Origin of the sequence: Flavobacterium fontis (assembly GCF_900129405.1) — a bacterium.
Taxonomy (GTDB): domain Bacteria; phylum Bacteroidota; class Bacteroidia; order Flavobacteriales; family Flavobacteriaceae; genus Flavobacterium; species Flavobacterium fontis.
On sequence record NZ_FQVQ01000014.1, the window covers coordinates 26181 to 50561 of the forward strand.

General features: G+C 41.2%; 23 protein-coding genes and 1 pseudogene. 18 read left to right on the forward strand and 6 right to left on the reverse strand.

Translation table 11 applies throughout. The features are described 5' to 3' along the window. The first annotated feature begins 26 nt into the window (after positions 1 to 26). Both BUC17_RS11070 and BUC17_RS11075 read left to right on the forward strand, forming a co-directional pair. Positions 27 to 506 (forward strand): hypothetical protein, encoded by a 480-nt coding sequence (locus tag BUC17_RS11070; protein WP_073364394.1) that lies wholly within the window; start codon positions 27 to 29, stop codon positions 504 to 506. Beyond that, positions 496 to 696 (forward strand): helix-turn-helix transcriptional regulator, encoded by a 201-nt coding sequence (locus tag BUC17_RS11075; protein WP_073364397.1) that lies wholly within the window; start codon positions 496 to 498, stop codon positions 694 to 696. The genes BUC17_RS11070 and BUC17_RS11075 overlap by 11 nt, the downstream gene beginning before the upstream one ends. A gap of 33 nt (positions 697 to 729) precedes the next feature. On the opposite strand, the gene BUC17_RS11080 is transcribed toward BUC17_RS11075, so the two are convergent. The 3 genes from BUC17_RS11080 to BUC17_RS11090 are packed head-to-tail and all read right to left on the reverse strand — an operon-like array spanning position 730 to position 5337. Further along, a complete protein-coding gene (locus BUC17_RS11080; protein ID WP_073364400.1) occupies positions 730 to 2727 on the reverse strand; it encodes a protein-disulfide reductase DsbD family protein in 1998 nt (665 codons plus the stop codon). Further along, positions 2724 to 4031, reverse strand: coding sequence for a tRNA lysidine(34) synthetase TilS (gene tilS / locus BUC17_RS11085; protein ID WP_073364403.1), 1308 nt, complete (start codon positions 4029 to 4031; stop codon positions 2724 to 2726). The genes BUC17_RS11080 and tilS overlap by 4 nt, the downstream gene beginning before the upstream one ends. 16 nt (positions 4032 to 4047) lie before the next feature. Further along, the gene (locus BUC17_RS11090) at positions 4048 to 5337 is read right to left on the reverse strand and encodes an anthranilate synthase component I family protein (protein WP_073364405.1); all 1290 of its coding nucleotides are present in this window, start codon (positions 5335 to 5337) and stop codon (positions 4048 to 4050) included. Positions 5338 to 5512: 175 nt separating this feature from the next. Here BUC17_RS11090 and BUC17_RS11095 point away from each other — a divergent pair, with 175 nt between their 5' ends. The 6 genes from BUC17_RS11095 to BUC17_RS11120 all read left to right on the forward strand — a co-directional run bounded on the left by BUC17_RS11095 (position 5513) and on the right by BUC17_RS11120 (position 10007). Beyond that, positions 5513 to 6409, forward strand: a complete 897-nt coding sequence (locus BUC17_RS11095; protein WP_073364408.1) for a DUF4349 domain-containing protein — start codon at positions 5513 to 5515, stop codon at positions 6407 to 6409. 77 nt (positions 6410 to 6486) lie between these two features. Then, entirely contained in the window at positions 6487 to 6864 is a 378-nt protein-coding gene (locus tag BUC17_RS11100; RefSeq protein ID WP_073364411.1) for a DoxX family membrane protein, read from the forward strand. Further along, positions 6864 to 7742, forward strand: a complete 879-nt coding sequence (locus BUC17_RS11105; RefSeq protein WP_073364414.1) for a hypothetical protein — start codon at positions 6864 to 6866, stop codon at positions 7740 to 7742. The genes BUC17_RS11100 and BUC17_RS11105 overlap by 1 nt, the downstream gene beginning before the upstream one ends. Positions 7743 to 7904: 162 nt before the next feature. Beyond that, positions 7905 to 8450, forward strand: a complete 546-nt coding sequence (locus BUC17_RS11110) for a heme NO-binding domain-containing protein (RefSeq protein WP_073364416.1) — start codon at positions 7905 to 7907, stop codon at positions 8448 to 8450. Between the two features lie 38 nt (positions 8451 to 8488). After that, positions 8489 to 9616, forward strand: a complete 1128-nt coding sequence (locus BUC17_RS11115) for an ATP-binding protein (RefSeq protein WP_073364419.1) — start codon at positions 8489 to 8491, stop codon at positions 9614 to 9616. Positions 9617 to 9620: 4 nt separating this feature from the next. Next, positions 9621 to 10007, forward strand: a complete 387-nt coding sequence (locus BUC17_RS11120; protein WP_073364422.1) for a response regulator — start codon at positions 9621 to 9623, stop codon at positions 10005 to 10007. 71 nt (positions 10008 to 10078) lie between these two features. Here the strand turns inward: BUC17_RS11120 and lpdA are convergent, their stop codons facing one another. Both lpdA and BUC17_RS11130 read right to left on the reverse strand, forming a co-directional pair. After that, positions 10079 to 11482, reverse strand: coding sequence for a dihydrolipoyl dehydrogenase (gene lpdA / locus BUC17_RS11125; protein ID WP_073364424.1), 1404 nt, complete (start codon positions 11480 to 11482; stop codon positions 10079 to 10081). 114 nt (positions 11483 to 11596) lie between these two features. After that, positions 11597 to 12049: an Lrp/AsnC family transcriptional regulator gene (locus BUC17_RS11130; RefSeq protein WP_073364427.1), complete on the reverse strand. Its 453-nt coding sequence runs from the start codon at positions 12047 to 12049 to the stop codon at positions 11597 to 11599. A gap of 156 nt (positions 12050 to 12205) precedes the next feature. On the opposite strand from BUC17_RS11130, the gene BUC17_RS11135 reads away from it, so the two are divergent. Further along, on the forward strand, positions 12206 to 13423 hold the full coding sequence (locus BUC17_RS11135) for an aminotransferase class I/II-fold pyridoxal phosphate-dependent enzyme (protein ID WP_073364429.1): 1218 nt from the start codon (positions 12206 to 12208) through the stop codon (positions 13421 to 13423). A 56-nt stretch (positions 13424 to 13479) separates the two neighbouring features. Here BUC17_RS11135 and BUC17_RS11140 read toward each other — a convergent pair whose 3' ends face one another. Beyond that, a complete protein-coding gene (locus BUC17_RS11140; protein ID WP_073364432.1) occupies positions 13480 to 15402 on the reverse strand; it encodes an amino acid permease in 1923 nt (640 codons plus the stop codon). 191 nt (positions 15403 to 15593) lie between these two features. On the opposite strand from BUC17_RS11140, the gene BUC17_RS11145 reads away from it, so the two are divergent. The 9 genes and pseudogenes from BUC17_RS11145 (at position 15594) to ribB (ending at position 24192) form a co-directional block, all read left to right on the forward strand. Next, a complete protein-coding gene (locus tag BUC17_RS11145) occupies positions 15594 to 16232 on the forward strand; it encodes a peroxiredoxin (protein ID WP_073364435.1) in 639 nt (212 codons plus the stop codon). 87 nt (positions 16233 to 16319) lie between these two features. Next, on the forward strand, positions 16320 to 16628 hold the full coding sequence (locus BUC17_RS11150; RefSeq protein WP_073364438.1) for a thioredoxin family protein: 309 nt from the start codon (positions 16320 to 16322) through the stop codon (positions 16626 to 16628). A gap of 81 nt (positions 16629 to 16709) precedes the next feature. Then, complete coding sequence (locus BUC17_RS11155) at positions 16710 to 16970, forward strand: DUF6952 family protein (protein ID WP_073364546.1); 261 nt, start codon at positions 16710 to 16712, stop codon at positions 16968 to 16970. Positions 16971 to 17082: 112 nt separating this feature from the next. After that, entirely contained in the window at positions 17083 to 17583 is a 501-nt protein-coding gene (tpx, locus tag BUC17_RS11160) for a thiol peroxidase (protein ID WP_073364441.1), read from the forward strand. Between the two features lie 3 nt (positions 17584 to 17586). Next, the gene (locus BUC17_RS11165; protein ID WP_073364443.1) at positions 17587 to 17970 is read left to right on the forward strand and encodes a diacylglycerol kinase; all 384 of its coding nucleotides are present in this window, start codon (positions 17587 to 17589) and stop codon (positions 17968 to 17970) included. A 26-nt stretch (positions 17971 to 17996) separates the two neighbouring features. Then, positions 17997 to 20534 carry a DNA translocase FtsK gene (locus tag BUC17_RS11170; protein WP_073364446.1) on the forward strand — a complete coding sequence of 846 codons (2538 nt, stop codon included), beginning with the start codon at positions 17997 to 17999 and terminating at the stop codon, positions 20532 to 20534. A 1-nt stretch (position 20535) separates the two neighbouring features. After that, positions 20536 to 21177 carry an outer membrane lipoprotein periplasmic chaperone LolA1 gene (locus tag BUC17_RS11175; RefSeq protein ID WP_073364449.1) on the forward strand — a complete coding sequence of 214 codons (642 nt, stop codon included), beginning with the start codon at positions 20536 to 20538 and terminating at the stop codon, positions 21175 to 21177. Positions 21178 to 21182: 5 nt separating this feature from the next. After that, positions 21183 to 22541: pseudogene (locus tag BUC17_RS11180) on the forward strand (LptF/LptG family permease); the annotation flags it as partial. Positions 22542 to 23061: 520 nt separating this feature from the next. Continuing rightward, on the forward strand, positions 23062 to 24192 hold the full coding sequence (gene ribB, locus BUC17_RS11185; protein ID WP_073364454.1) for a 3,4-dihydroxy-2-butanone-4-phosphate synthase: 1131 nt from the start codon (positions 23062 to 23064) through the stop codon (positions 24190 to 24192). The last annotated feature ends 189 nt before the right edge of the window (positions 24193 to 24381 follow it).

Sequence of the window (24381 nt, forward strand, 5' to 3'; positions counted from 1 at the left end):
GAAATGTTCTTTTTAATTATTTTACGATGAAAACAAATTTTTTATTTCCAAATTCATGGAAAATTGTGGGATGGTTGCTTTTCATTCCTGGGATTATTTTGGTGCTTATTGGTTCGTTTTTGAACCTTAGCATAGATGATTTGTTACAAACCCAAGTTTGGGCGTTGTATAGTGATCCTTTTCTGGGAACCTCGGGTTGGTTTGAATGGGTGGAAAATGGGATTGCAGACGAACTTTTGACGGTAATGGTTATTGGGGGTGGACTTTTGGTAGGATTTTCAAAAATGAAAAATGAGGATGAAATGATTGCCAGCCTTCGCTATGAGAGTTTGGTTTGGGCAACTTACCTCAACTACGGAATCATTTTGTTTACCACGCTTTTTGTTTTTGGAGTAGCGTACATGAATGTGCTGATTCATAATTTATTTACCTTGTTATTCTTTTTTATCTTGCGTTTTCATTACCGTATCTATTGCGTATCAAAATCGGCTGATCATGAAGAATAAATTAAAAATCTTACGGGCCATCAAAAACATTTCACAAGAAGAATTGGCGAAACAAATTGAAGTCAGTCGGCAAACGATTAATGCGATGGAAAAAGGTAAATACGTTCCCTCTACGGTGTTGGCACTAAAATTGAGTCGTTTTTTTGAACAACCGGTAGAAGAAATCTTTGAATTGGAAGAAGAAGATTAAAAAAAATCCCAAGGAGCACTTGGGATTTTCGTTTTATTTGAAGTTTTTAATACCGTCTTCCAACCACTTTTGATACTCTTGAATATCGGGGGTGTACCCCACGGGAGCACTGAGATCTTTGCCCTCGGGTGATTGAATAACATACAAGGGTTGAGCATTGTTTTGGTAACGTGTAATCTGAAAATCACTCCATTTGTTACCAATTGTTATTATCTCTTTTCCCGTAGTTTTTGAGATGTATTGTTGTGCTTTTGGCAATTCAATTTTTCGGTCACAAATTAATGATATAAGGACCACTTTTTCTTTTAATGTAGGTAAAATTTTATCAGAGGACCATACAAAATCTTCCATTTTACGACAGTTTACACAAGCATCACCCGTAAAATCAACAAGCACAGGTTTGTTTACTTTTTTAGCATATGCCAATCCTGTTTCGTAATCATCAAAAGCGATTATTCCGTGAGGGCCTACATGTGCACCCGTAGGCAAAGTACCTGTTGCTGTATGTGTACCCCCTGCCAATCCGTTGGGACTTTCACTGTAGTGCATTGGAGGTGGAAACCCTGAGATGAGTTTTAAAGGAGCGCCCCACAATCCTGGGACTAAATACAAGGTAAAAATAGAAACTAGTAGAGCCATAAAAAGTCGTCCTACCGATAAATGGGTGACGGGACTATCGTGGGGTAAAGTTAATTTTCCAAACAAATACACCGCCCAAGCTCCAAAAATAATAATCCAAACCGCTAAAAATAATTCGCGTTCAAAGTAATGTTTTTGCAAGACCAAATCGGCATTGGATAAGAATTTAAAAGCCAAAGCCAATTCCAAAAATCCAAGGGATACTTTCACCGTATTCAACCAGCCGCCAGACTTAGGCAACGAATTCATCCATCCGGGAAATAAAGCAAATAACATAAACGGCAAAGCCAACGCTGAAGAGAAACCCAACATCCCAATAAGTGGTGCTAAACCGCCTTTGGAGGCTGCTTGCACAAGTAAGGTACCCACAATGGGACCCGTACAAGAGAACGAAACGATAGCCAAAGCGAGAGCCATGAATAAAATTCCAATCAATCCCCCACGATCCGCTTGACGGTCTACTTTATTGGCCCACGAATTAGGCAATACAATCTCAAAAGCGCCCAAAAATGAAGCCGCAAAGAAGAGTAATAAAGCAAAAAATATAAGGTTAAACCATACATTCGTGGACAAAGCATTAAGCGCATCTGCCCCAAAAATAGCGGTAACTAGAGATCCAAGTAGGATGTAAATCAAAATAATGGAAACGCCATAAATGATCGCGTTCTTTTTCCCTTGGGCTTTATTCTTGCTCTGCTTGGTAAAAAAACTCACGGTCATTGGAATCATTGGAAATACACAAGGGGTTAGCAAGGCTGCAAATCCGCCTAAAAAAGATAAAAAGAAAATCGACCAAATACTTTTATCTTCGATGACGCCTTTCGCCGATTTAACTGTGGCTATGGATTTTTCAACGGGGGCCTTGGGGGCAGCTTTGGCGGTATCGTTAGCCATAACTAATGTATCTTCGGGAGAAGTTGAAGTAGGCACAGCCGCGGCATTAATTTCTGGTATTTCAAAGGTAAAAAGCTTATTATCATTAATACACTGCTCTTTACAGACCTGATAGTCGAGATTAAGTTGTATTGTTTTCAACTTCGGATTGGTCACTTTTACCTTTTGGGTCACCACTACTTTGTGTTCGAACAAGTATTCATCGACCTCAAAAATATCGCTATATACTTTTTTGTACGGACTTTCTTTAGCCTTTCCAATTAATTCATAATTGCCTTTGGCGTTTTTGAAGGTAAGCACCATGGGCAATGAACCTCCCTCGGGTGTAAATTGAGAATATACATGCCACCCCTCTTCTATCGTTCCGATAGCAATTAAATTAAATTCGTTCTCAGAAAGTTTTTCGGTTTTGGAGGTCCATTTAACAGGGGTTTTGATCTGACCCAAAGCAGTGAAGCTGGTCAGAAGTGCAAGCATCGCTAAGCAAAAATTTTTCATTCGGAAAGGGTAATTTTTAGTATCGTTTGTGTTTGTTCCGTTACTTTGAAGCGGTCGTCAGCCCGTTGGCCAATCACCCACACTATTTTGTTTCCAGAGCACAACAACCACTGCCGTTCTTTATCGGTCAGGCTGAACTTTTCATCCTTAAAAAACTTACTCAGCTTTTTGGTGCCTTGCAATCCAAAGGGATGAAAAAGGTCTCCTTCTTGCCATTTGCGAAGCGTTAACGGATACTCCAGCAAATCAGCGTCCACAAATATAGTTGAAGACGATACATTTTGAATGTCACTTACATTACAAAACGTCAATTTTAGGGGAAAATTAAGATGCAACTGAGTTCGATCAATGGTATACACCGCTAACCGTGGTTCATGCCGCGCCGCCAAAACCAAGTGAGTTCGGTTTTTGAATAGTATAAAATCAGGGGCCAATACCTGCTTCCCTGTTTCGGCATAAGGCAATTGATAAATATCCTCCCAGGCTGTAAATCCATAATTTCGAAGCCAATAATACAACAAGGCTCTTGAAGAAGGCACACTGTTGAGTGGATGAATAGCCAAATGAAACTCGTTGCCGTGTTGGGAAAGATGCTGTTCCAAAAAGTGAGCTACAGCCCAATCGGCCAAGGTTTTCGTTTCTTGAAGGTACGACAAGGTTTTTTGAAAATTTTCCAACAAAGCCGGATTCATGCTTTTTAAAACAGGGACCACTTCATGCCGAAGGGCGTTTCGCTGGTAGTAGGAATTTCCATTGCTCGAATCTTCTCTCCATGAAATAAGGTATTCGGCCGCATAATTTTCGATAGTAGATCGCGAAAAAGGCAAAAGCGGACGCACGATGGTTCCGTTTTGCGCGGGGATTCCAGTAAGTCCGTCCCATCCCGTACCCCGTGTGAGATTAATCAAAAATGTTTCCAACACATCATCGGCTTGGTGGGCGGTCAACACATAATCATATCCTTCTCGCACTCGTAAGGTTTCAAACCAATCGTAGCGCAACTGGCGAGCGGTCATCTGTATAGATAAGCCTTTTTCTTCGGCAAAAACAGCCGTGTTAAAACGGTTGACAAAAAAAGGAATGCGGTTTTCTCGGCAATACTCTCGTACAAAAATCTCATCCTCATCGCTTTCTGCACCGCGTAAACCAAAGTTACAATGGGCTACTCCCACAGTCCAATCCAACTGGCGGCACAAGGCAACCAATACCATGCTATCGATACCACCACTCACGGCAAGAAGGCAACGATGGTGTTGTAAAAATGGAAAATTTTGGTTGATATGGTGTTGAAACGCGTTTAACATACCCAAAGATACGGATTTATTTGCCGCCCAATACGTCTTGCATTGCTTTTGCTTTCAACAAACATTCGGCATATTCATCCTTGGCATTGGCTTGGGCGGTCACTGCACTCCCCACAGAAACAGAAACATAACCGCTTTGGGCATTGTAGGCAATACTGCGAATCACCACATTAAAGTCAAAATTACCCTCGGGAGTAAAATACCCCACTGCCCCACTGTAAATTCCACGCTTTGTTGCCTCGACTTTTTCAATGATTTGCATGGCTGCAATTTTGGGGGCTCCCGTCATACTCCCCATGGGAAAGGTGGTTTGTAAAAGTGAAACGGGCGGACAATCCTCTGCCACAGTGCTGCGAATGGTAGAAATCATTTGATGTACTTGCTTAAAGGTATACACTTCACACAAGGCTTCCACGGTAACACTGCCCTTTTCGGCGGTTCGCGACAAATCGTTACGGACCAAATCGACAATCATGATATTTTCTGAACGCTCTTTCGCATTGTGTTGCAAATCGATTTTCAGTTGCGCATCTTCCGCTGGCGTTTGTCCTCGTCGCGCCGTTCCTTTGATAGGTTGCGAAATGACGGTAGTGCCCGATTTTCGTAAGTAACGTTCGGGAGACGCCGAAAGTAAATAGCGCGCATCTTGCTTTAAAAAAACGGCAAACGGGGGTTCGGAGCGCGCATTCAATTGAAAAAAAGCCTCCTGAGGATTAAGCTGTACGCCTTCTTGAAAAAATTCCATACAAAAATTCACTTCATAAATCACCCCTTGCTGGATGTAGTGCAACAGCTCCTTAAATTTCTCATGGTAGGCTTGTTCTGAGATTCGGGCTTGTAAAGGAATAGAAGGCGCTGTTGAAGGAGTCAACGACTGTGCCGCAATGGCTGCAAGATCGGCTTCGCATTCCTCAACCCATCCGTTTAAATACGCACCAAAAACCTGACCTTGAAAGGAGTAGATTATTTTTTTGGGTTGAAAAAAAAACAAATCGGGAAACTCCAAACCATCGTAATGCTGGGAGTGCAAGTCTTCGGTGTCGTTTTTTAAATCATAACTTAAATACCCAAACAACCAATCGCGGGTTTGAGACTGATAGGCTTGCAATTCGGCAAATGCTTGATGGGAATCGGTTTGTCGAACGGTAAAAGCATCCCACGCTACAATCCAATCAAACTCGCTATACAAATGCGTTTGTGCATTGGACTCGAGGTAAACTACTTCGCGGGCTTCTTGCGTATACTGAAGTAACTTTTTTTTCCACAATGGGGTGGCTTCAATGGCTATAGGAAAGGTGGTTCGCATACGGCCAAAAGTAATGCATTTTCATGTTGTATAAAAACGGGGGTTGGCTTTGGCACGATTTTTATAGTTAACGATTGAAACCGTATTATAATTTTTAGTATTTACTTATTCCTAACTCACTTTATGCAATAAAAATACACGTAATCACTTATTGTATCACTTTAAATTTTATTGTATGAAAAAAAAGGCGTTGTTCCTGTTGAGTGCAGGAATGTTAATTACCCTTATGGGGTGTCAAAAGAATGAAGCCGAACACACCGCAGCCCTAAAAACTGCAGATTCGGTGGCTGTAGCATCAAAGGGAATGACTAGTGAAGTCGCCAAACCTTTAGCCTCCTCTGAAAAAAAGTTTGTCCGTAGCGGCGATGCGCGGGTTAAAGTAAACAATGTAGTGCAGTCGACCCACCGCATTGAACAAGCAGTAAGTCGCGCCGGAGGATTTGTCACACAAAGCGACTTGGAATCGGTTGTAGATCGCCAAGAAGAAACGCAAGTTAGCGACGATAGTGTTTGGGTCACCACGCAATACCATACCCAAAGCACGCTCACGTTGCGCATTCCTGAACAAGAATTACCTACGGTTTTGCAACACATTGCCCAAGAAATTGTGTACTTGGATTACCGAAAACTGGGTGCTGAGGACGTGACCTTACAACTTTTGAATCAAACGCTTGAGCAGCAGCGGCATCAAAAAAGTGCCGAACGTTTGGAGCAAAAAATCGATGGCAATACAGGCCGTTTAAATCCCATCATTGCGGCCGAAAAGGAACGCAGCGACAAGCAAGCCCAAGCCGATGGTAAATTCATCGAGAAATTGGCTTTAACCGATAAAGTAAGTTATGCCACACTCACCTTGGCATTGTATCAAGAACCAGCGGTGCTCAACGAACGAAAAGCGCTTTTTAATGTCCCCGAACGGTTGCGTCCCTCCTTGGGTTTTCAACTGTGGGAAAATGCAAAAACAGGATGGTCGGCCCTGGAGCAGGTACTCTCTTTTCTCATACTCTTTTGGCCGCTGGGTGTTCTAGGCACACTAGGATATATGGGCTATCGGCGTTGGGCACGGAAGTAAAAACCACACCATCGGAGGGATCCGGTGGTTTTTGTTTTATATTATTTTGTAGTTTTGGTACATAAAACGTTTGCATTATGAAAGTAACCACAACGGTTATCCGCATTCTTTTGGGTGGTTTAATGGTATTTGCCTCCATTGCCTATTTTTTTAACCTAGGTAATCCTGAACAACCCGTGGGAAAAATGGCCGTTTTTATGGAGGGTTTGGTGGCTTCTCAATACCTACTGCCCTTGGTAAAAGGAATTGAATTAATCGCAGGTTTGGCATTGCTCACCGGTATTTTTCCGCGAATCACACCTCTAATTTTACTTCCAATTAGTCTTAATATTGCATTGGTTCACCTATTTTTAGACCCTAAAAATTTAGCGATAGCGTTCTTTGCTTTTGGGGCCAACTTGTACTTAATTTTACAACAGTGGAGCCATTATCAATCGCTTTTAAAAGTTCGATAATGTTCAAATGGAGTTTAATTTTCTGGTTTGCGGGACTCAGTTTGTTTGGGCAAACGGAATCCAACCTAATGTTTGACGTGCATTACGGAGATGCTGTTCAAGAGTGGGTGGCCTTTCCCTCGCTAAAAAAACAAGGGCAATTTGTTGCGGGTTATGTATTCGTTTCACCCCAAGAAGGCATTGTGTTCCACTATCATTCGAGCTTTCATTTGGGCGCTTCCGCCGAAATTGTTCCCGACGGTATTGATACGCAAGAGTTGAATCGTATTCGATTGGGACGGGCATATAATTTTAAAATGGCCCGATTAGGCGAAGAACACCGTCAAAAATTGAAATTGCCTCTCCAACCTCAAGGTTTTGCCTACCATTACGTAGCCGATGAAATTCAGCGCAACTACCTAACTGGAAAAGCACTCAATGCTGATCGTGAATTTGAACGGGCACAAGTGGTATTGGAGAAAGTTTATGAAAAAAATCCGCACTACAGTGGGGTTGAACTGGAATTAGCCTACAGTTACAACGGCATTCGCAGGTATGATTTAACCATTACACTATTGACCAAAGCCCTCGAAAATGATGCTTCGCAACCGTTATTTTACAAAGAATTGGCTTTTGCCTTTTTAAATTCGGGTATGGTAACGATGGCCGAAAAAACCTACCAGCAATGTTTGGAAAAAACACAGGATAAAGGATTAAAAAGTGAAATTGGTTCTAGCATGGCCTATTATTTTTACCTTCAAAAAAAGGAGGAAAAGTTTAAAGAATGGCGGCAAGTGGTAGACCAAAACGCAGATGCGGGATTGCAATACCAGTTATTCATGCAACAATTGGAACGAAATTGGAACAATCGGCCCTCGCATGAAATGAAAAAACTATAAATGCTACTTTGTTAGTTATCAGAGGCAATATGTGATATTTTAAGAAGTGTTTTAACATTTTTTACTACAAAAAAATATTAATTAAGGTTAAATCATCGTAAATTATTAATTTTCTATTTTTTGTAAGTTTTTTTTTCTTAATTTTAGGAAAAAGAAAAAGCTATGCATGGAGTAGTTAATCAAGCCATCGAAGGATTAATCTCCCAGCGCTTTGGTACTGAAGCCTGGGAAGAGATTCGTATCGCCTCACAGTGCGCTGATACCACGTTTTATAACAATCATAATTATTCGGATACGGTTACCTATGCCTTGGTGGTCAATGCGTCCAAGATCTTGGATATGGACATTCAGACCTTGTTGTTTGAATTTGGAAAGTACTGGGTACTTACCATTGCGGCCGAAAAATATGCAGCCTTGTTACATTCGGCGGGTAAAGGATTGCGCGAGTTCTTGGTGAATCTACCCAACTTTCACAGCCGAGTGATGTTGTATTATCCCGAAATAACTCCCCCTGAGTTTAAGGTATTGGAGGTGTCGGATACTACTTTGGAATTGCAATATTTCTCGAAACGCCCTGGGTTACATCCTTTTGTATCCGGAATTTTGGAGGGTCTAAGCACATTTTTTGAAACCCCGGCCACAATAGAATTGATGGATACCTCTATGGAAGACGAATACCACAAGAGTGTTTTTTCACTGCATTTCTAAATGCATTTTCCCAAAATCCTACCCAAATCCTACTGTAAATGCAAACCTTAAAAAAATTATTCCCATTTTATTTGCGCCTCGACAAGGATCTCAACATTATTGAGTACGGACGCAGTATGGGAAAACTTTTGCACGAAAACGGTTCTTTTAAGGACCATTTTAAGTTTATTCGTCCCAATTTTGGGATAACCCACTCCTTTGCTTCCATTGCTGAATTTTTGGATCAGTTTTTCATTCTTGAGTTATTCCATCATCCTAAAAAAGTTCGATTCAAAGGCCAATTCATCATTCACCATGAACACGAAGATGAACTCTGGTTTTGCGGTTCTCCATGGTTGATGTCGGTTGAGGATTTGCAACAGCACGATTTGTTTGTGACCGATTTTGCGCAACATGATTCGGCTATTGACACCTTGTTAATGTTGAATCAAAACTTGCTTAATTTGCAAGATAACAGTAAAATGATTGCCGATTTGAAGCAAAAAAACGAACGATTGCAACAAGTTAACGAGCGACTCGATGCAATTGTTTATGCCATCACGCATGATTTCCGCGCCCCGTTACTGGCGAGTATTGGCTTGCTTCAATTGCCTGAATCGATGGTGCTGGAGGAACTTCCCGAAATTTTACATACGTTAAAACGACTGGACCGTACCATCATTCACCTGAACGAACTCTCTAAAAATGAAAAGATTGCCTTAAAGTTTTCGACTATAAACTGGGAGGAGCTGATTCGCGAGAGCTACCATAATTATTCGGTAATTTATGGTATAAAAATCCCCATTCACCTTTCGATCAATGAAACTACCCCATTTCATTCGGACACTTTTCGTATTCGTACGATAGTCAACAATCTGATATCCAATGCGATTAAGTATGCGCGACCTGTCCTAGAAGAAACGTCTTTTATCAAAATTAGTATTCACACCGACCCAAGTTCGTGTATCTTTACGATAGAAGATAATGGAGAGGGCATCGATGAAAAAAATTTAGAAAACATTTTTAAACTTTTCTATCGCGCCTCGATTAAATCACAAGGCAATGGGATTGGACTGTATATCATCAAAGAAATGGTGCAATACCTTAAAGGTACCGTCACCGTAAAATCGGTTAAAAATGAAGGCACCACCTTTACGTTAAAATTCCCTAATCAAAAACTTGAATAACCCCATGAAAACTCATTTTTATATTATTGACGACGACGAACTCTTCTTAAAATTAGGAAAAATGTACCTTGAAATGGGGACGTGCACTTCGTCGGTAACGCTTTTTAATTATGCTACCGAAGCGTTGAAAGCGATTGAAAATATGGAAGAATTTCTTGACCAACGGTATGTGGTTTTTTTGGACTTGAACATGCCGATTCTCAACGGATTTGGTTTTTTGGAGGCTTTAGAAAAAAAACCGATACTCCTGCAAAAAAACATCCAAATTTATGTACTCACCTCCTCGATTAATCATGATGATATCGAGCGCATCAAGCAATATAAATCCGTTACAGAATATTTAAACAAACCCATGACCCGTGAAATGGTGCAACATGTTTGTGCCTCCTAGGGGAAGATTGAAGTTATAAAAAAAACCCGATGTCGAAATGGCATCGGAGTTTGTTAAATGAATAAATGCTGTTATACATGCAAGGCGCGATTGTCTGTTGCAGCAAGCGCGGCTTCTTTAATAGCTTCGGCAAATGTTGGATGCGCATGCGACATTCGCGTGAGATCCTCGGCAGATGCCCGGAATTCCATCGCAACGACTGCTTCTGCAATCAAATCGGCACAACGGGCTCCAATCATGTGCATTCCTAAAATTTCATCGGTTTTCGCATCGGCTAAAACTTTTACAAATCCGTCCAAATCGGCACTGGCACGCGCACGACCCAGGGCTTTAAAGGGAAAACTCCCCGCTTTGTAAGCGATTCCTTCGGCTTTCAATTGCTCTTCGGTTTTTCCTACTCCAGCCACTTCAGGCCAAGTGTAGACTACCCCTGGAATCAAGTTATAATCGATATGGGGACGTTGGCCGGCAATAAATTCGGCTACCATTACCCCTTCTTCTTCCGCTTTGTGCGCCAACATAGCACCACGTACCACATCGCCAATAGCATAAATATTGGAAGCCGACGTTTGCAAATGATCGTTTACTTCCACTTGACCGCGTTCCGTAATTTTTACCCCCGCAGCTGCTGCATTCAATCCGTCGGTATACGGACGACGCCCTACGGCCACCAAACAGTAATCGCCTTCCAACACCAACTCGTTTCCTTTGGCATCATCGGCTTTCACGGTCACGGCTTTCCCTTTACGGGTTACCTCTTTGACTTTGTGGGAGGTATAAAACTTCATGCCTTGTTTTTTCAACACTTTGGTCAATTCTTTAGACAAAGCGCCATCCATCCCAGGAATGATTCGATCCAAATATTCTACGACAGACACTTGAGCGCCCAAACGCAAATACACTTGTCCCAATTCAATCCCAATAACTCCACCGCCAATAATCACCAAATGCTTGGGTACTTCGGTCATTTTTAAGGCTTCTGTAGACGTAATGATACGTTCTTTATCCACCGAAATAAAGGGCAGCGTAGAAGGTTTAGAACCTGTAGCAATTATGGCATACTTCGTTTCAATTACTTCGTTTGAACCGTCATTTTTTGCTATATTAACATGGGTGGTATCGACAAACGAACCCACACCTTCAAATACAGTAATTTTATTTTTATCCATCAAGAACTTGATCCCACCACAGGTTTGATCCACCACTTGCTGCTTGCGTTCAATCATTTTGGCTAAATTAACCTTCACTTTCCCAGACACTTCAATACCGTGATCGGCAAAATGTTGCAACTCCTCATAATGATGTGAAGAGGCCAACAAGGCTTTGGAGGGAATACATCCTACGTTTAAACAGGTACCTCCCAATGTAGCGTATTTTTCAATAATTGCGGTTTTGAATCCCAATTGGGCGCAACGAATGGCTGCAACATAACCGCCGGGACCTGATCCAATAATCGTGATATCAAACTGACTCATATAACTGATTTTTGTTGTATTTTACAAATAGTAGAGCAAAATTACGAATGTTTTTTGGGTTCCCCTCTACAGATTGAAAAGAAAAAAAGGGTTTCTCAATTTTTACATTTTGAACTACAACTCGTAGGCAGTAGAATTTTTAATTTCCCCAATCATAAACGAACTGTGGGTACTCCCAATATGTTGCAAACGCGTTAATTTGGTTACCATAAAATCGCGGTAAGCCTCCATATCTTTTACGGCAATTTTTAAAATATAATCATAATCTCCACTCACGTGAAAACACTCCAAAACCTCGGAGAGTTGCACGACTTCTGCTTCAAAACGCACCAAATAATCTTTGGTATGTTGGATCAATTTAATATGGCAAAAAACGACAAACGATTGGTCAATTTTTTTCCGATCCAATAAGGCTACATAGCCCTTGATGACCCCCTCGCGCTCCATTTTTCGAATGCGTTCATAGACAGCCGTCACCGACATTTGCAATTTTATCGCCATTTCTTTATTGGTCATGCGGGCATCATTTTGCAAAAAACCAACGATTTTTTTGTCGATTGCGTCCATCAGATAAATTTTCAGAGAATAGATTAGATTTCCGTAAAAATAAAAATATTTATCTAATTTAATCAAAAATTATAGTTTCATTTTCTATAATTTAAAATTTATGTTGAAAATTTATAAGTATAGTTTGATATTTGAATTCGCAACACCTTATTTCGTATGGAAAATTTACATCCTGAGGCCTTTCATCCGGCCGATCATATTCAAGACTTGCAATACTTTGGCGAATTTGGTGGCGTGAATCCCTCAATTTCGGATTCCTCTACCTATACTTTTTTGTCGGCCAAGACCATGTTTGACACTTTTGAAGGAAATGCCGAGGGCTGTTATTTGTACTCGCGGCATTCCTCGCCCATGAATTTGTATTTGGGTCAGGCCCTCGCCGCTATGGAAGGAACCACCGGGGCCAATGTAACCGCCTCGGGAATGGGCGCTATAACTTCGGTACTATTACAACTTTGTGCTAGCGGGGACCAAATCGTTTCGAGTCGCACAATCTATGGCGGAACGTATGCGTTTATGAAAAATGTATTGCCCAAGTGGCAGATTCAAACGCATTTTGTAGACATCACCAAATTGGATGTAGTCGAAGCCGCCATTACTCCGCAAACCAAAATCTTGTATTGTGAAACCGTGAGCAATCCGTTGTTGGAAGTCGCCGATATACAAGGGTTAGCTCTGTTGGCCAAAAAATATAACTTAAAACTCGTTGTCGACAATACCTTTTCACCCTTACAGGTGGCGCCAGCTCAATGGGGCGCTGATGTGGTCATTCATAGTTTAACAAAGTTTATCAATGGAAGCTCCGATACGGTTGGAGGTGTTATTTGTAGTTCGCAAGAATTCATCAATGATTTGCGCAATGTCAATGATGGAGCGTGCATGCTGTTGGGACCTACCATGGATAGCTTGCGCTCGGCTTCGATATTAAAAAATCTCCGCACCTTACACATCCGTATGAAACAGCACAGTCATAATGCGCTTTATTTGGCAACTCGCTTTGAAGAAGACGGCTTAAAAGTAGTCTACCCTGGATTACAAAGTCACCCCAGTCATGCGCTTTTCACACGGCAAATGAATTCCGAATACGGCTATGGTGGCATGATGACGTTGGATGTCGGAACGTTGGACCGCGCCAATGCCTTAATGGAATTGATGCAACACAATAATTTGGGCTATCTAGCGGTAAGTCTTGGATTTTATAAAACCTTATTCAGTGCTCCTGGCACCTCTACGTCCAGTGAAATACCGTTGGATGAACAACACGAAATGGGATTGACCGATGGCTTGATTCGTTTTTCGATTGGCTTGGATAATGACATTGAACGAACCTATCAAAAAATGTCGGATTGCATGCGGCAACTTGGGATATTATAGTGATGCAACACTAAACATAAAAAAAAAGGGATCTTAAAGCGATCCCTTTTTTAGTATTATGATGATTGGTTCAACTTGCTATTTTTATAACTGAAGCCAAAATAAATCGATAATCCAATGAGGAGCCAAATCGAGAAGTACAACCAATTCCAAACACTCAATTCGGCCATCATGTATAGACAGCTTACCAAACCGAGGAGTGGAATTAAGGACAAATTCTTCTGATAGGCCCATGCCCCCAAGGCCATGAGTACAATAATAAAAATCCACATTGGAATTTTATGTGAAAATAAAGCCCATCCCGATTCGTATTTCAACCCCGCATCTATCGGTAAAGCATCGACTAGCGAATGGTAGGCATTCGTATCTTCGGCAAACATTTGAAGTGTTTTCTCTAAATCGACTTCTTTGCTTTTTACCAATTTTAAATCATACAAGTATTGAATCACTTGGGCCGCTTCAGCCTCTTTCAATGAAGTGACGAGGGTCGTGGGACTGTTGAGCTGTTTCTTATTGGTAATAAAATCGACTACCCCTTGTTTATTAAAGTAAAACGAACTTATTAACCCTAAAAACAACAGGACTGGAAAAATGTATTTGGCGTTGACATAGGGCGTTTTAAATTTCCCACGAGGAACATCAGGACGGTTTTGCAATACCAATACCCCAGCACAAACCAAAACAAAAGCAAATAAAGTACCAATACTACATAAGTCGGTCACCAAGGTTAGATTCAAAAAAAGTGCAGGGATTGCTACAACAAATCCGGTTACAATAGTGGCATACGAAGGCGTTTTATAGCGCGGATGCACTCGTGAGAAACGCTTTGGCAACAACCCGTCGCGACTCATACTCATCCAAATTCGGGGCTGTCCCATTTGAAAAACCAAGAGCACACTCGCCATCGCCACAACGGCGCTCACCGCGATAATACCTGACATCCATTTTAAGTCCAATTGATCAAATACAAAAGCTAACGGATCACCGACATTTAACTGATCATAAGCAACCATTCCTGTTAAAACTAAAGCTATAATAATATATAAAATGGTACAAATGATGATGGCCCACATCATTCCTTTGGGCAAATCGCGTTGGGGATCTTTACATTCTTCGGCAGTGGTTGAAATGGCATCAAAACCGATGTATGCAAAAAATACAGCCGAAACCCCTTTAAGCACACCGCTAACTCCATTGGGTGCAAAAGGATCCCAATTGTCCGTATCAACGTAAAATAGCCCAACCGCAATCACCAACAAGATGATGCATAACTTCACTATCACCATAAGATTACTTGCATTACGCGACTCTTTCATGCCCCGATACACCAAATAGGTAATCAACACAATAATCAGCAATGCAGGTAAATCGGCAACCAAATGTAAACCGGCGATTGTAGGTGATGTGGTCCAAGCAGTATGCGCCGCCTGGAGGGCAGGACTTAAATCGGCAAAAGGTTTTCCGCTCTGCAACAAGGCGGTAGCTTCGGCAAACCCTTTGGAAGCAGACAGATAATCCATTTGAATCCATTGCGGCAAATGAATCCCCCCACTTTCAAGCAATCCTGTAAAATAATCACTCCATGAAATCGCCACGGTGATATTCCCAATCGCATATTCCATGATCAACGCCCATCCGATTATCCATGCAATAAGTTCTCCAAAAGCCACATACGAATACGTGTACGCACTGCCCGATACAGGAACCATTGAAGCAAATTCAGCGTAAGCAAAAGCAGCAAAACTACAGGCCAAGGCCGTAAAAAGAAAAAGAAAAATCACAGCGGGACCTCCATCGGCACTGGCTTTTCCAATGGTACTAAAAATTCCAGCACCAATGATGGCTGCAATCCCAAAAGCGGTCAAATCCCTGGCTGTGAGGTGCTTTCCAAGTGCGTGATGTCCGTCGGACTCATTTTGGGCAACTTGTTGAAGGATATCATGAACCGATTTTTTTCGAAATAATTGGGAAAACTTCATGGTGTAATCGCTTTTTTTAGGCTAACAAATATAAACTTTTATTTGAAAGTGAAAGGCGTCCTGCTTTCACTCAAATAGTCAAAAACTATTTCATGATAAAAACTAATAATAAAAACTAATACATATTCCTTGAAGTTGTATGTACTTTTGTGGTGTCAAAAAACAATTTTTAATTTTAAAACACTATAATTATGTCATTAGTTGGAAAAAAATTCCCAAACATTACCGTAGATGCCATCTCTTTTATGGGAGACAATTTGCGCATCAACATTTTGGATGAAGCAGTAAAAAACAATAAAAAAGTATTGTTGTTTTGGTACCCCAAAGATTTCACTTTCGTTTGTCCTACGGAGTTGCATGCGTTTCAAGCGGCTTTGGAAGAATTTGAAGTACGTAACACAACCGTGATTGGGGCTTCTTGCGACACCAACGAAGTGCATTTCGCCTGGTTGAATACAGCCAAAAACAACGGAGGTATTGAAGGAGTAACCTATCCATTATTGGCTGACACTACCCGCAACTTATCGTCAGCACTAGGAATTTTGGATATCGAAGCTGGAGAATACAACGAAGACACTGACACAGTGCTTTTGGAAGGTTCGAATGTAACGTTCCGTGCTACTTATTTGATTGACGAAACAGGTAAAATTTTCCACGAAAGTGTAAACGACATGCCATTGGGTCGTAACGTACAAGAGTACCTTCGTTTGATCGATGCGTACACCCACGTACAAACAAAAGGTGAAGTTTGTCCTGCCAACTGGGAAAAAGGAAAAGAAGCTATGAATGCCGATCGTAACAGTACGGCTTCGTATTTATCAAATCACTAAGAGCAAATCATTAGGGAACCGTTTCAGGTTTGAGTGGAATTTATCTCAAACTTGAAACGGGAACCCTAGAGCTAAAAATACAATCGCATGTTTCAAGAACTTACACAAGATAATCTAGCCGAAATCGTGGCTCAAAACGAAACGGTTGTGGTGCAATATGCGGCTTCCTGGTGTGGAAATTGCCGTATTATGAAACCTAAATTCAAAATGTTGGCCGCTCAACACGAGCATGTTCCCTTTTTGATTGTAGATGCTGAACAATTTCCCAACGCCCGTCAATTGGCCAAAGTAGATAATTTACCCACTTTTGCTACTTTTAAAAATGGCGTGTTGGTCAATCAAACCCAAACCAACAAGGCTGAAGTTTTGGCCGAATTGGTTCAAGAAGTCCTATAAAAATTCAACCGATTTTTGGAACATGTCTGAGGCAAATTGCCCTTATCCTATGCACCCAAAAGTCATTACGAACACCAAACTATGAAACTTCCAGTTATAAAACATTTAACCCAATTCATTGAAGACAATGACCAAGATTATTTGGTAGAAACCATTGAAGTATTGGAAAATCTCACGGAACTTGAATCGTTGAAAGATGAAGAGCTCGATGTGATTGGGGAACTTATTTCCAACTTATACGGTGCTTTGGAAGTCCATAAAATGATACGCGAAGGGAAAGACAAAAAAACAGCGCTCAACGATTTTATGAAGCGCGTTTTAGGGTCTATCGACAAAGCTTAGATAAAGCGTCCTACGGGGCGCTTTTTTTATGTTTATCCCTGAATTAATTTCCTGTAAATGGTATACCGTTTCCGTTAAAAAATAGTATTTTTGTGCTTTAAAAATGATACCCATGGCACAAATTACTTTGGGCGGAAATCCCGTTCACACCTCAGGAAACTTACCCGAAATAGGCACGAAAGCACCTGCTTTTGAATTGGTAAAAAACGACTTATCCACAGCTACACTAGCGGATTTTGCTGGTAGTAAAGTGGTTTTGAATATCTTCCCCAGTATTGACACTCCTACCTGTGCGACTTCTGTGCGTACCTTTAACGCCAAAGCAGCCGCGTTGGAAAACACCAAAGTCTTGTGCATTTCAAGAGATTTACCTTTTGCCCAAAAACGATTCTGTGGCGCGGAAGGTATTGAAAATGTAATCAATTTATCTGATTTTAAATCAGGCGCGTTTGGAAAAGCCTATGGATTGGAATTGACCGACAGTGCGTTGGCTGGTTTACATTCCCGTGCCGTTGTAGTATTGGATGAAAACGGGACCGTTGTTCATGCGGAGCAAGTACCCGAAATCGCCAACGAGCCCAATTACGAAGCCGCTTTGAATGCTTTACAATAGGCTATGGAATTTCAGCGAGATCGTACTTTTTTTACCGGTCGATTAAAAAGTATTCGTTTTGCTATACTTGGCGCGTATAAGTTGGCAACCACCGAACACAGCGTTATGGTACAATTGAGTATCGGCGTTTTGATCACGGTGGCAGGATTCTATTTTGACATTTCGCTCACCGAATGGATGTTGCAAACTCTCGCCATTGGTTTGGTGTTGGCAGTCGAAAGCTTGAATACCGCAGCAGAAAAGATTGCCGATTTCATTCACCCGGAATACCACGCAAAAATTGGATTTATCAAAGATATTGCAGCAGGCGCAGTTTTTTTTGCCGCTGCAACAGCCATAACCATTGGATGTCTGATCTATCTCCCCAAAATCGTTTCATTTTTTTAGTACATTTATAAAAATTTAGCGCATTAATGGCTCCCAAAAAATCACAAAACACATCCACAGAAAACGAACGTTCACCGATTTCATCCTTCAAAATGAAACGACAATACCAATTTATCTTGGGTAGTCTTTTCGTGCTTTTGGCCTTGGCAATGGGTGTGGCGTTTATCTCCTATTTTGTGAATGGCCATGTCGATCAAAGTGTAGCCAATGCCTTTATTGATCGTGAAAAAGAAGCGCAAAATTGGATGGGAAAATCGGGGGCTTGGATGGCCGAGACCTTAATTCCTAACGGTTTTGGGGTTGCCTCCTTTCTTTTGGTAAAATTACTTTTTGTCACAGGCGCTTTTATGGCTTTGGATCTTCCCCTGAAACGGTTGAAATCCATGTGGTTTTGGGATTTATTTGCACTGATTGTTTTGTCCTTACTCTTTGGTTTCTTTGCCAATTCGCTTCCTGAGTTGGGTGGTACCGTTGGATTTGAAATCAATTCCTTTATACAAGATTATATCGGAAAAACGGGAACACTGCTTGTATTGGTATTTTGTATTTTGCTGTACATGATTTTCAAAATCCGTTGGTCACCCGATACGTTAAAAGCCTTTTATGAAAAAAAGAAGGCCGACCTTGAAGCGGATGTAGCGGCGGCTTCCCAAGAAAACGCCCCACAAGCGGGAGGCTACAACTTGGAAGAATATGCGGTTTCGGATCCTGAAAATACACCGGATTATGCGATTGAAGAATTGGTGCAACCGAAATCATCCTTTGAAATCGACAAAGAAGCTTTAAAACCAACCATTTCAAGTTATTCAGGCATCGATTTGAATCCTAATAAAACGGGATTGAGTCCTATTCACGAACCCGATGTAGAACCAGTTTTAATCACACCTACGCCGCCCATCACCCCTCCAACGCCGCTTTCAACCCCACTTACGGTCGAATCCCCGAAGGAAATTATTCCTACGCAAGACGAATCCTTTGTGATTGAAAAAGCACCCGATGAGGATTTGATCGTTGAAAATTTGGCAGCGAAATTGGTTGAAGATTTTGGCCTTTTCGATCCAACGCTTGAGTTATCGCATTACAAGTTTCCTACTCTCGAATTGCTTAAAGACTACAGCAGTGTGGGCATTACGATCAATCAAGAGGAATTGGAGGAAAACAAAAATCGAATTGTGGAAACCCTCCGCAATTATAAAATTGACATTGCCCAAATTAAAGCTACCGTAGGTCCCTCGGTGACCTTGTATGAAATCGTACCTGAAGCAGGAATTCGTATTTCAAAAATTAAAAGTCTTGAAGACGATATCGCACTTTCGCTCTCTGCACTGGGGATACGTATTATTGCTCCCATCCCCGGTAAAGGAACCATCGGGATTGAGGTGCCTAATAAAAACCCAACCATGGTCCCCATGAAAACGGTGATAGCAGCTTCGCGTTTTCAAGAGGCCGAAATGGAACTTCCCATTGCCTTAGGAAAAACCATTTCCAACGAAACGTTTGTAGTCGATTTGGCCAAAATGCCCCACTTATTGATGGCTGGGGCAACAGGACAAGGAAAATCGGTGGGATTGAATGCTGTGTTAACGTCACTTTTGTATAAAAAACATCCGGCGGAGGTCAAGTTTGTATTGGTCGATCCGAAAAAGGTTGAACTTACGTTATTCAACAAAATTGAGCGCCACTATTTGGCCAAACTGCCCGACACAGAAGACGCTATTATTACCGACAACAACAAGGTAATCAATACGTTGAATTCGCTTTGTATTGAGATGGACAATCGCTATTCGCTTTTAAAAGATGCGATGGTGCGCAATATCAAAGAGTACAATGAAAAATTCAAGTCGCGAAAATTGAATCCCGAATTGGGACACCGTTTTCTTCCGTATATCGTATTGGTTGTCGATGAGTTTGCCGACTTGATTATGACTGCTGGAAAAGAAGTTGAAACCCCTATTGCACGTCTTGCTCAATTAGCGCGGGCCATTGGAATTCACCTTATTATTGCCACACAGCGTCCATCGGTAAATGTCATTACCGGAATCATTAAAGCGAATTTCCCAGCACGTATTGCATTTCGCGTGACCTCAAAAATCGATTCGCGTACCATTTTGGACACCCAAGGTGCTGAGCAACTTATCGGACGTGGGGACTTGTTGTATACCAATGGAAATGATTTGGTACGGGTGCAATGTGCCTTTGTAGACACGCCCGAAGTAGAGAAAATTGTGGATTACATTGGCTCACAAAAAGCGTATGCTACCGCCTATCAATTGCCCGAATATGTAGGCGAAGAAGGAAGCAACGTCAATTTGGAATTTGACATCTCTGAACGCGACCCTATGTTTCGTGAAGCAGCCGAAATTATCGTCACGGCGCAACAAGGTTCGGCATCATTATTGCAGCGCAAATTGAAGTTGGGCTATAATCGGGCGGGGCGTTTGATTGACCAGTTGGAAGCAGCAGGCATCGTAGGGCCTTTCGAAGGCAGTAAAGCGCGTACGGTTAATATTCCCGATTTGGTCGCTTTGGAACATTTTTTTACTAACGAACAAAACGAAAACTAGAATGAAAAAGTTTTTAGCGCTTATTATGCTACTAACCATAAGTGTATCAACCCAGGCACAAGACAAGCGGGCGAAAAACCTCTTGGATCAAGTGACGGCTAAAATCAAAAGTTACAACAACATTGTGATTGATTTTAAATACACACTCACCAATACCAAAGAAAATATCAATCAAGAGAGCAAAGGAAATGTGACCTTACAAGGGAACAAATACGTGCTCAACTTTATGGGGGCAACCAAAATTTTTGACGGAAAAAAAACGTATACCATTGTCCCTGAAGACGAAGAGATAACCATTTCTAGTGTGAATGATGCGGATGAAAAAGCCATTACACCCAATAAGATGCTAACCTTTTTTAACAAAGGGTATAAATATGTTTGGGACATTCAACAAAACATCAACGGTCGAAAAATACAATTGATTAAACTGATTCCCACCAATACCAAAGACCAACGTAAGGAAATTTTACTGGGCATTGACACCCAAACGAAAACCATTTATAATTTGATTGAGATTGGTAAAAACGGAACCCGTACCACGTTGACTGTTAATTCTTTTAAAACCAATCAGCCGCTTTCGAAAAATCAGTTTACTTTTGTGGCAGGGAAATACCCAAACTACTACATCAATAAATTAGATTAAGTTCGGTGAAAATAATCGATCGGTATTTACTAAAATCCTTCTGGATTACATTTGCCTCCGTATTTGTAATCCTCTTTTTTATTTTCATTCTACAAACCGTTTGGTTATTCATTTCAGAATTGGCGGGTAAAGACTTGGACACGTTGATGGTCATTAAGTTTTTGATCTTTGCCATGCCCCGAATCATCCCCATGGTTTTGCCACTTTCGGTGTTGTTGGCTTCCATTATGACCTTTGGATCCTTGGCCGAAAACTATGAATTTGCCGCGATGAAGTCGTCGGGAATTTCGTTTCAACGCTCCTTACGGTACCAAACCTATTTCATTCTGGTATTGACACTTGTCTCCTTTTTTGTAGCCAATAACATTATTCCCTATGCCGAGTATAAGTTCACCAACTTTCGCCGAAATATTGCGCAAATAAAGCCCGCATTGGCCATTGCTGAAGGTCAGTTTAGCGAAATTGGCAACTACAGTATTAAAGTTATAAAGAAAAAAGGAGAAAAAGGTAACTTATTGGAAGGCGTTACCATTCACCGAAACATTCCCAACGGTGGCGGCAATACCACGGTAATTAAAGCCAAAAGAGGAGAATTATTAAGCAGCGAGAAATCCAATACTTTACGATTGGTATTGTATGATGGAACCTATTATGAGGATTTGCGTACTACCTATGAAAAACGCAATAATGCCCCATTTACAAAAGCTACGTTTAAACGGGATGTCTTCAGCATCGACCTTACAAAACTCAACCAAAACAATCAACGCGACATGGAACTGGGAAATACCTTTACCATGTTAAATATCTCGGAGTTGAATTATACATTGGATTCGTTGCAAACCAATTACAAAAAAGAGGCGATTTCCTATGGTGAAAATATTTACAGCCGAACAGGTGCGTTGTCGACGAATACTATGGGGGAAATTTTTCCAAAAAATATGCCCACTCAAGACATTTTAGCCCACCTCACTCCTATCCAAAAAACGGACATTTACCGCTATGCCTACAGTAATGTTGAGAATATCAATTTCACAATTGAAAGTGCACTTTTTGAAATGAATGCCAAGCAAAAGCTGATTAACAAGCACTGGATTGCGATTTACGACAAATTCATGTTGGCTTTTTCGTGCATCCTTATGTTTTTTATTGGGGCGCCTTTGGGGTCAATTATCCGCAAAGGAGGCATTGGACTACCAATCGTTTTTTCGGTGATTATTTTTATCATTTTCCATTTTATCAACACCTTTGGGAAACGTTTGGCCCAAGAAAATGGAATTTCACCATTTATCGGAGTTTGGATGTCGACTATGATTTTACTTCCTTTGGCCATCACCCTTACCTATCGTGCGATTCATGATATTGGAGGAATGGTTACTTTGGATGTGGTGGTTGAACCGGTCATGAAATTGTTTCGAAAAACATCCGCCGAGACCACTCCCGAAACATCAGAAAATGAAGTGGAATCCCCAATGGAGGAACTTCTGGATCGTGATTCAACAACCCCAAACGCGAGCACTGATACTGTTCGACACGAGGAATTGCGCCATGACGATCTAACCGATGGTGTTGAAAAGAATTTGCGTGGTATAGATCTTGACCGCATTGAAAAATGGAATCGAATGGCGCTGCTGTTTTTTGCGATCACTTTTGCTCTCGTACTGGTGTATGCATTTACGGCGATATTGTATATCCTAATTGGGGCAGCGATTCCTTTCGCCTTGCTTCTAACCTATTGTTATAAAACACAGGTGGAAATTGTCAGGTCAAAATATCCTTTTGAACCCGGACTCTTTATCAGTTTACTAACGGCATTTCCGTTTTACCCATTACTGTTTTGGGCGACTAAAAAACAAGTACACAACTTAATACAAGATACAATCGAAAATGAGTGAATCCATACAACTCAACACTATAGAAGAAGCCATTGAAGATATCCGTCAAGGCAAAGTAATCATTGTAGTAGATGATGAAGATCGTGAAAATGAAGGCGATTTTTTGGCTGCGGCTGAAAAGGTCACTCCCGAAATGATTAATTTCATGGCAATGCACGGTCGTGGTCTTATTTGCGCTCCTTTGACTGAAAAACGTTGCGCTGAGTTGGAACTTCATTCGATGGTCAAAAACAATACCGACCACATGGAGACCGCTTTTACCGTTTCGGTAGATTTAAAAGGTCATGGCGTGACAACGGGAATCTCGGCAGCCGATCGAGCCAAAACGATTCTTGCGCTTGTTGATGAAGATACCAAACCTTTTGATTTGGCACGTCCAGGACATATTTTCCCATTGGCGGCGAAGCATGGAGGTGTTTTACGTCGTACAGGCCATACCGAAGCTGCCATAGATTTTGCACGTTTGGCGGGATGCAAACCTGCGGGTGTGATTGTTGAAATTATGAATGAAGACGGAACCATGGCGCGTTTACCTGAATTGGTTGAAGTTGCTAAACGGTTTGATTTAAAACTCGTCTCTATTGAAGATTTGGTCGCTTATCGCATGCAGCATGATAGCTTGATTTCGAAAAAAGAAGATTTTCAAGTGAATACCAAATACGGTTCTTTTCGATTACGGGCTTACCAACAGATTACCAACAAGCAAGTGCATATTGCATTGACCAAGGGAAGTTGGAATAACGGTGATGCCGTACTAACCCGTATTATTTCGGCGGCAGCCAATACTGATATCCTCCAAGCCTTAACCGGAAGTATGGAGCAAAAACTGGATGATGTATTTAAGTTAATTCACAAAGAGGATAAAGGCGCTGTGGTGTTTATCAATAGTGAAACCGATCCGAATGATTTGTTGAGTCGGATTGGTGTGTTACGTCAATTGCAATCGGAAGGGATTAATGAGGCGCCTGTGGTAAAAATGGACCATAAAGATTTTGGGATTGGGGCACAAATTTTACACGATTTGGACATCTCCAAAATTCGACTCGTTACGAATAGCGTACAAGCGAAACGCGTGGGCATGATTGGATATGGGCTGGAGATTAAGGAATATGTTCAATACTAACACAATAGACCTCAAATGAATGAGGTCTTTTTTTTTGCTACAGGTAGAACCACACTTTTGGGATTTTAATTTTTAAAAAAATAGAAATCTATTTCGAGGAATGACTAAACTAAGACTACCCAAAAGTTTGTTCTTCACTTTCTTCTTTTTTTTATTAAAAAGTGCTTCGCCCTAAGTTTTTTATTTTTT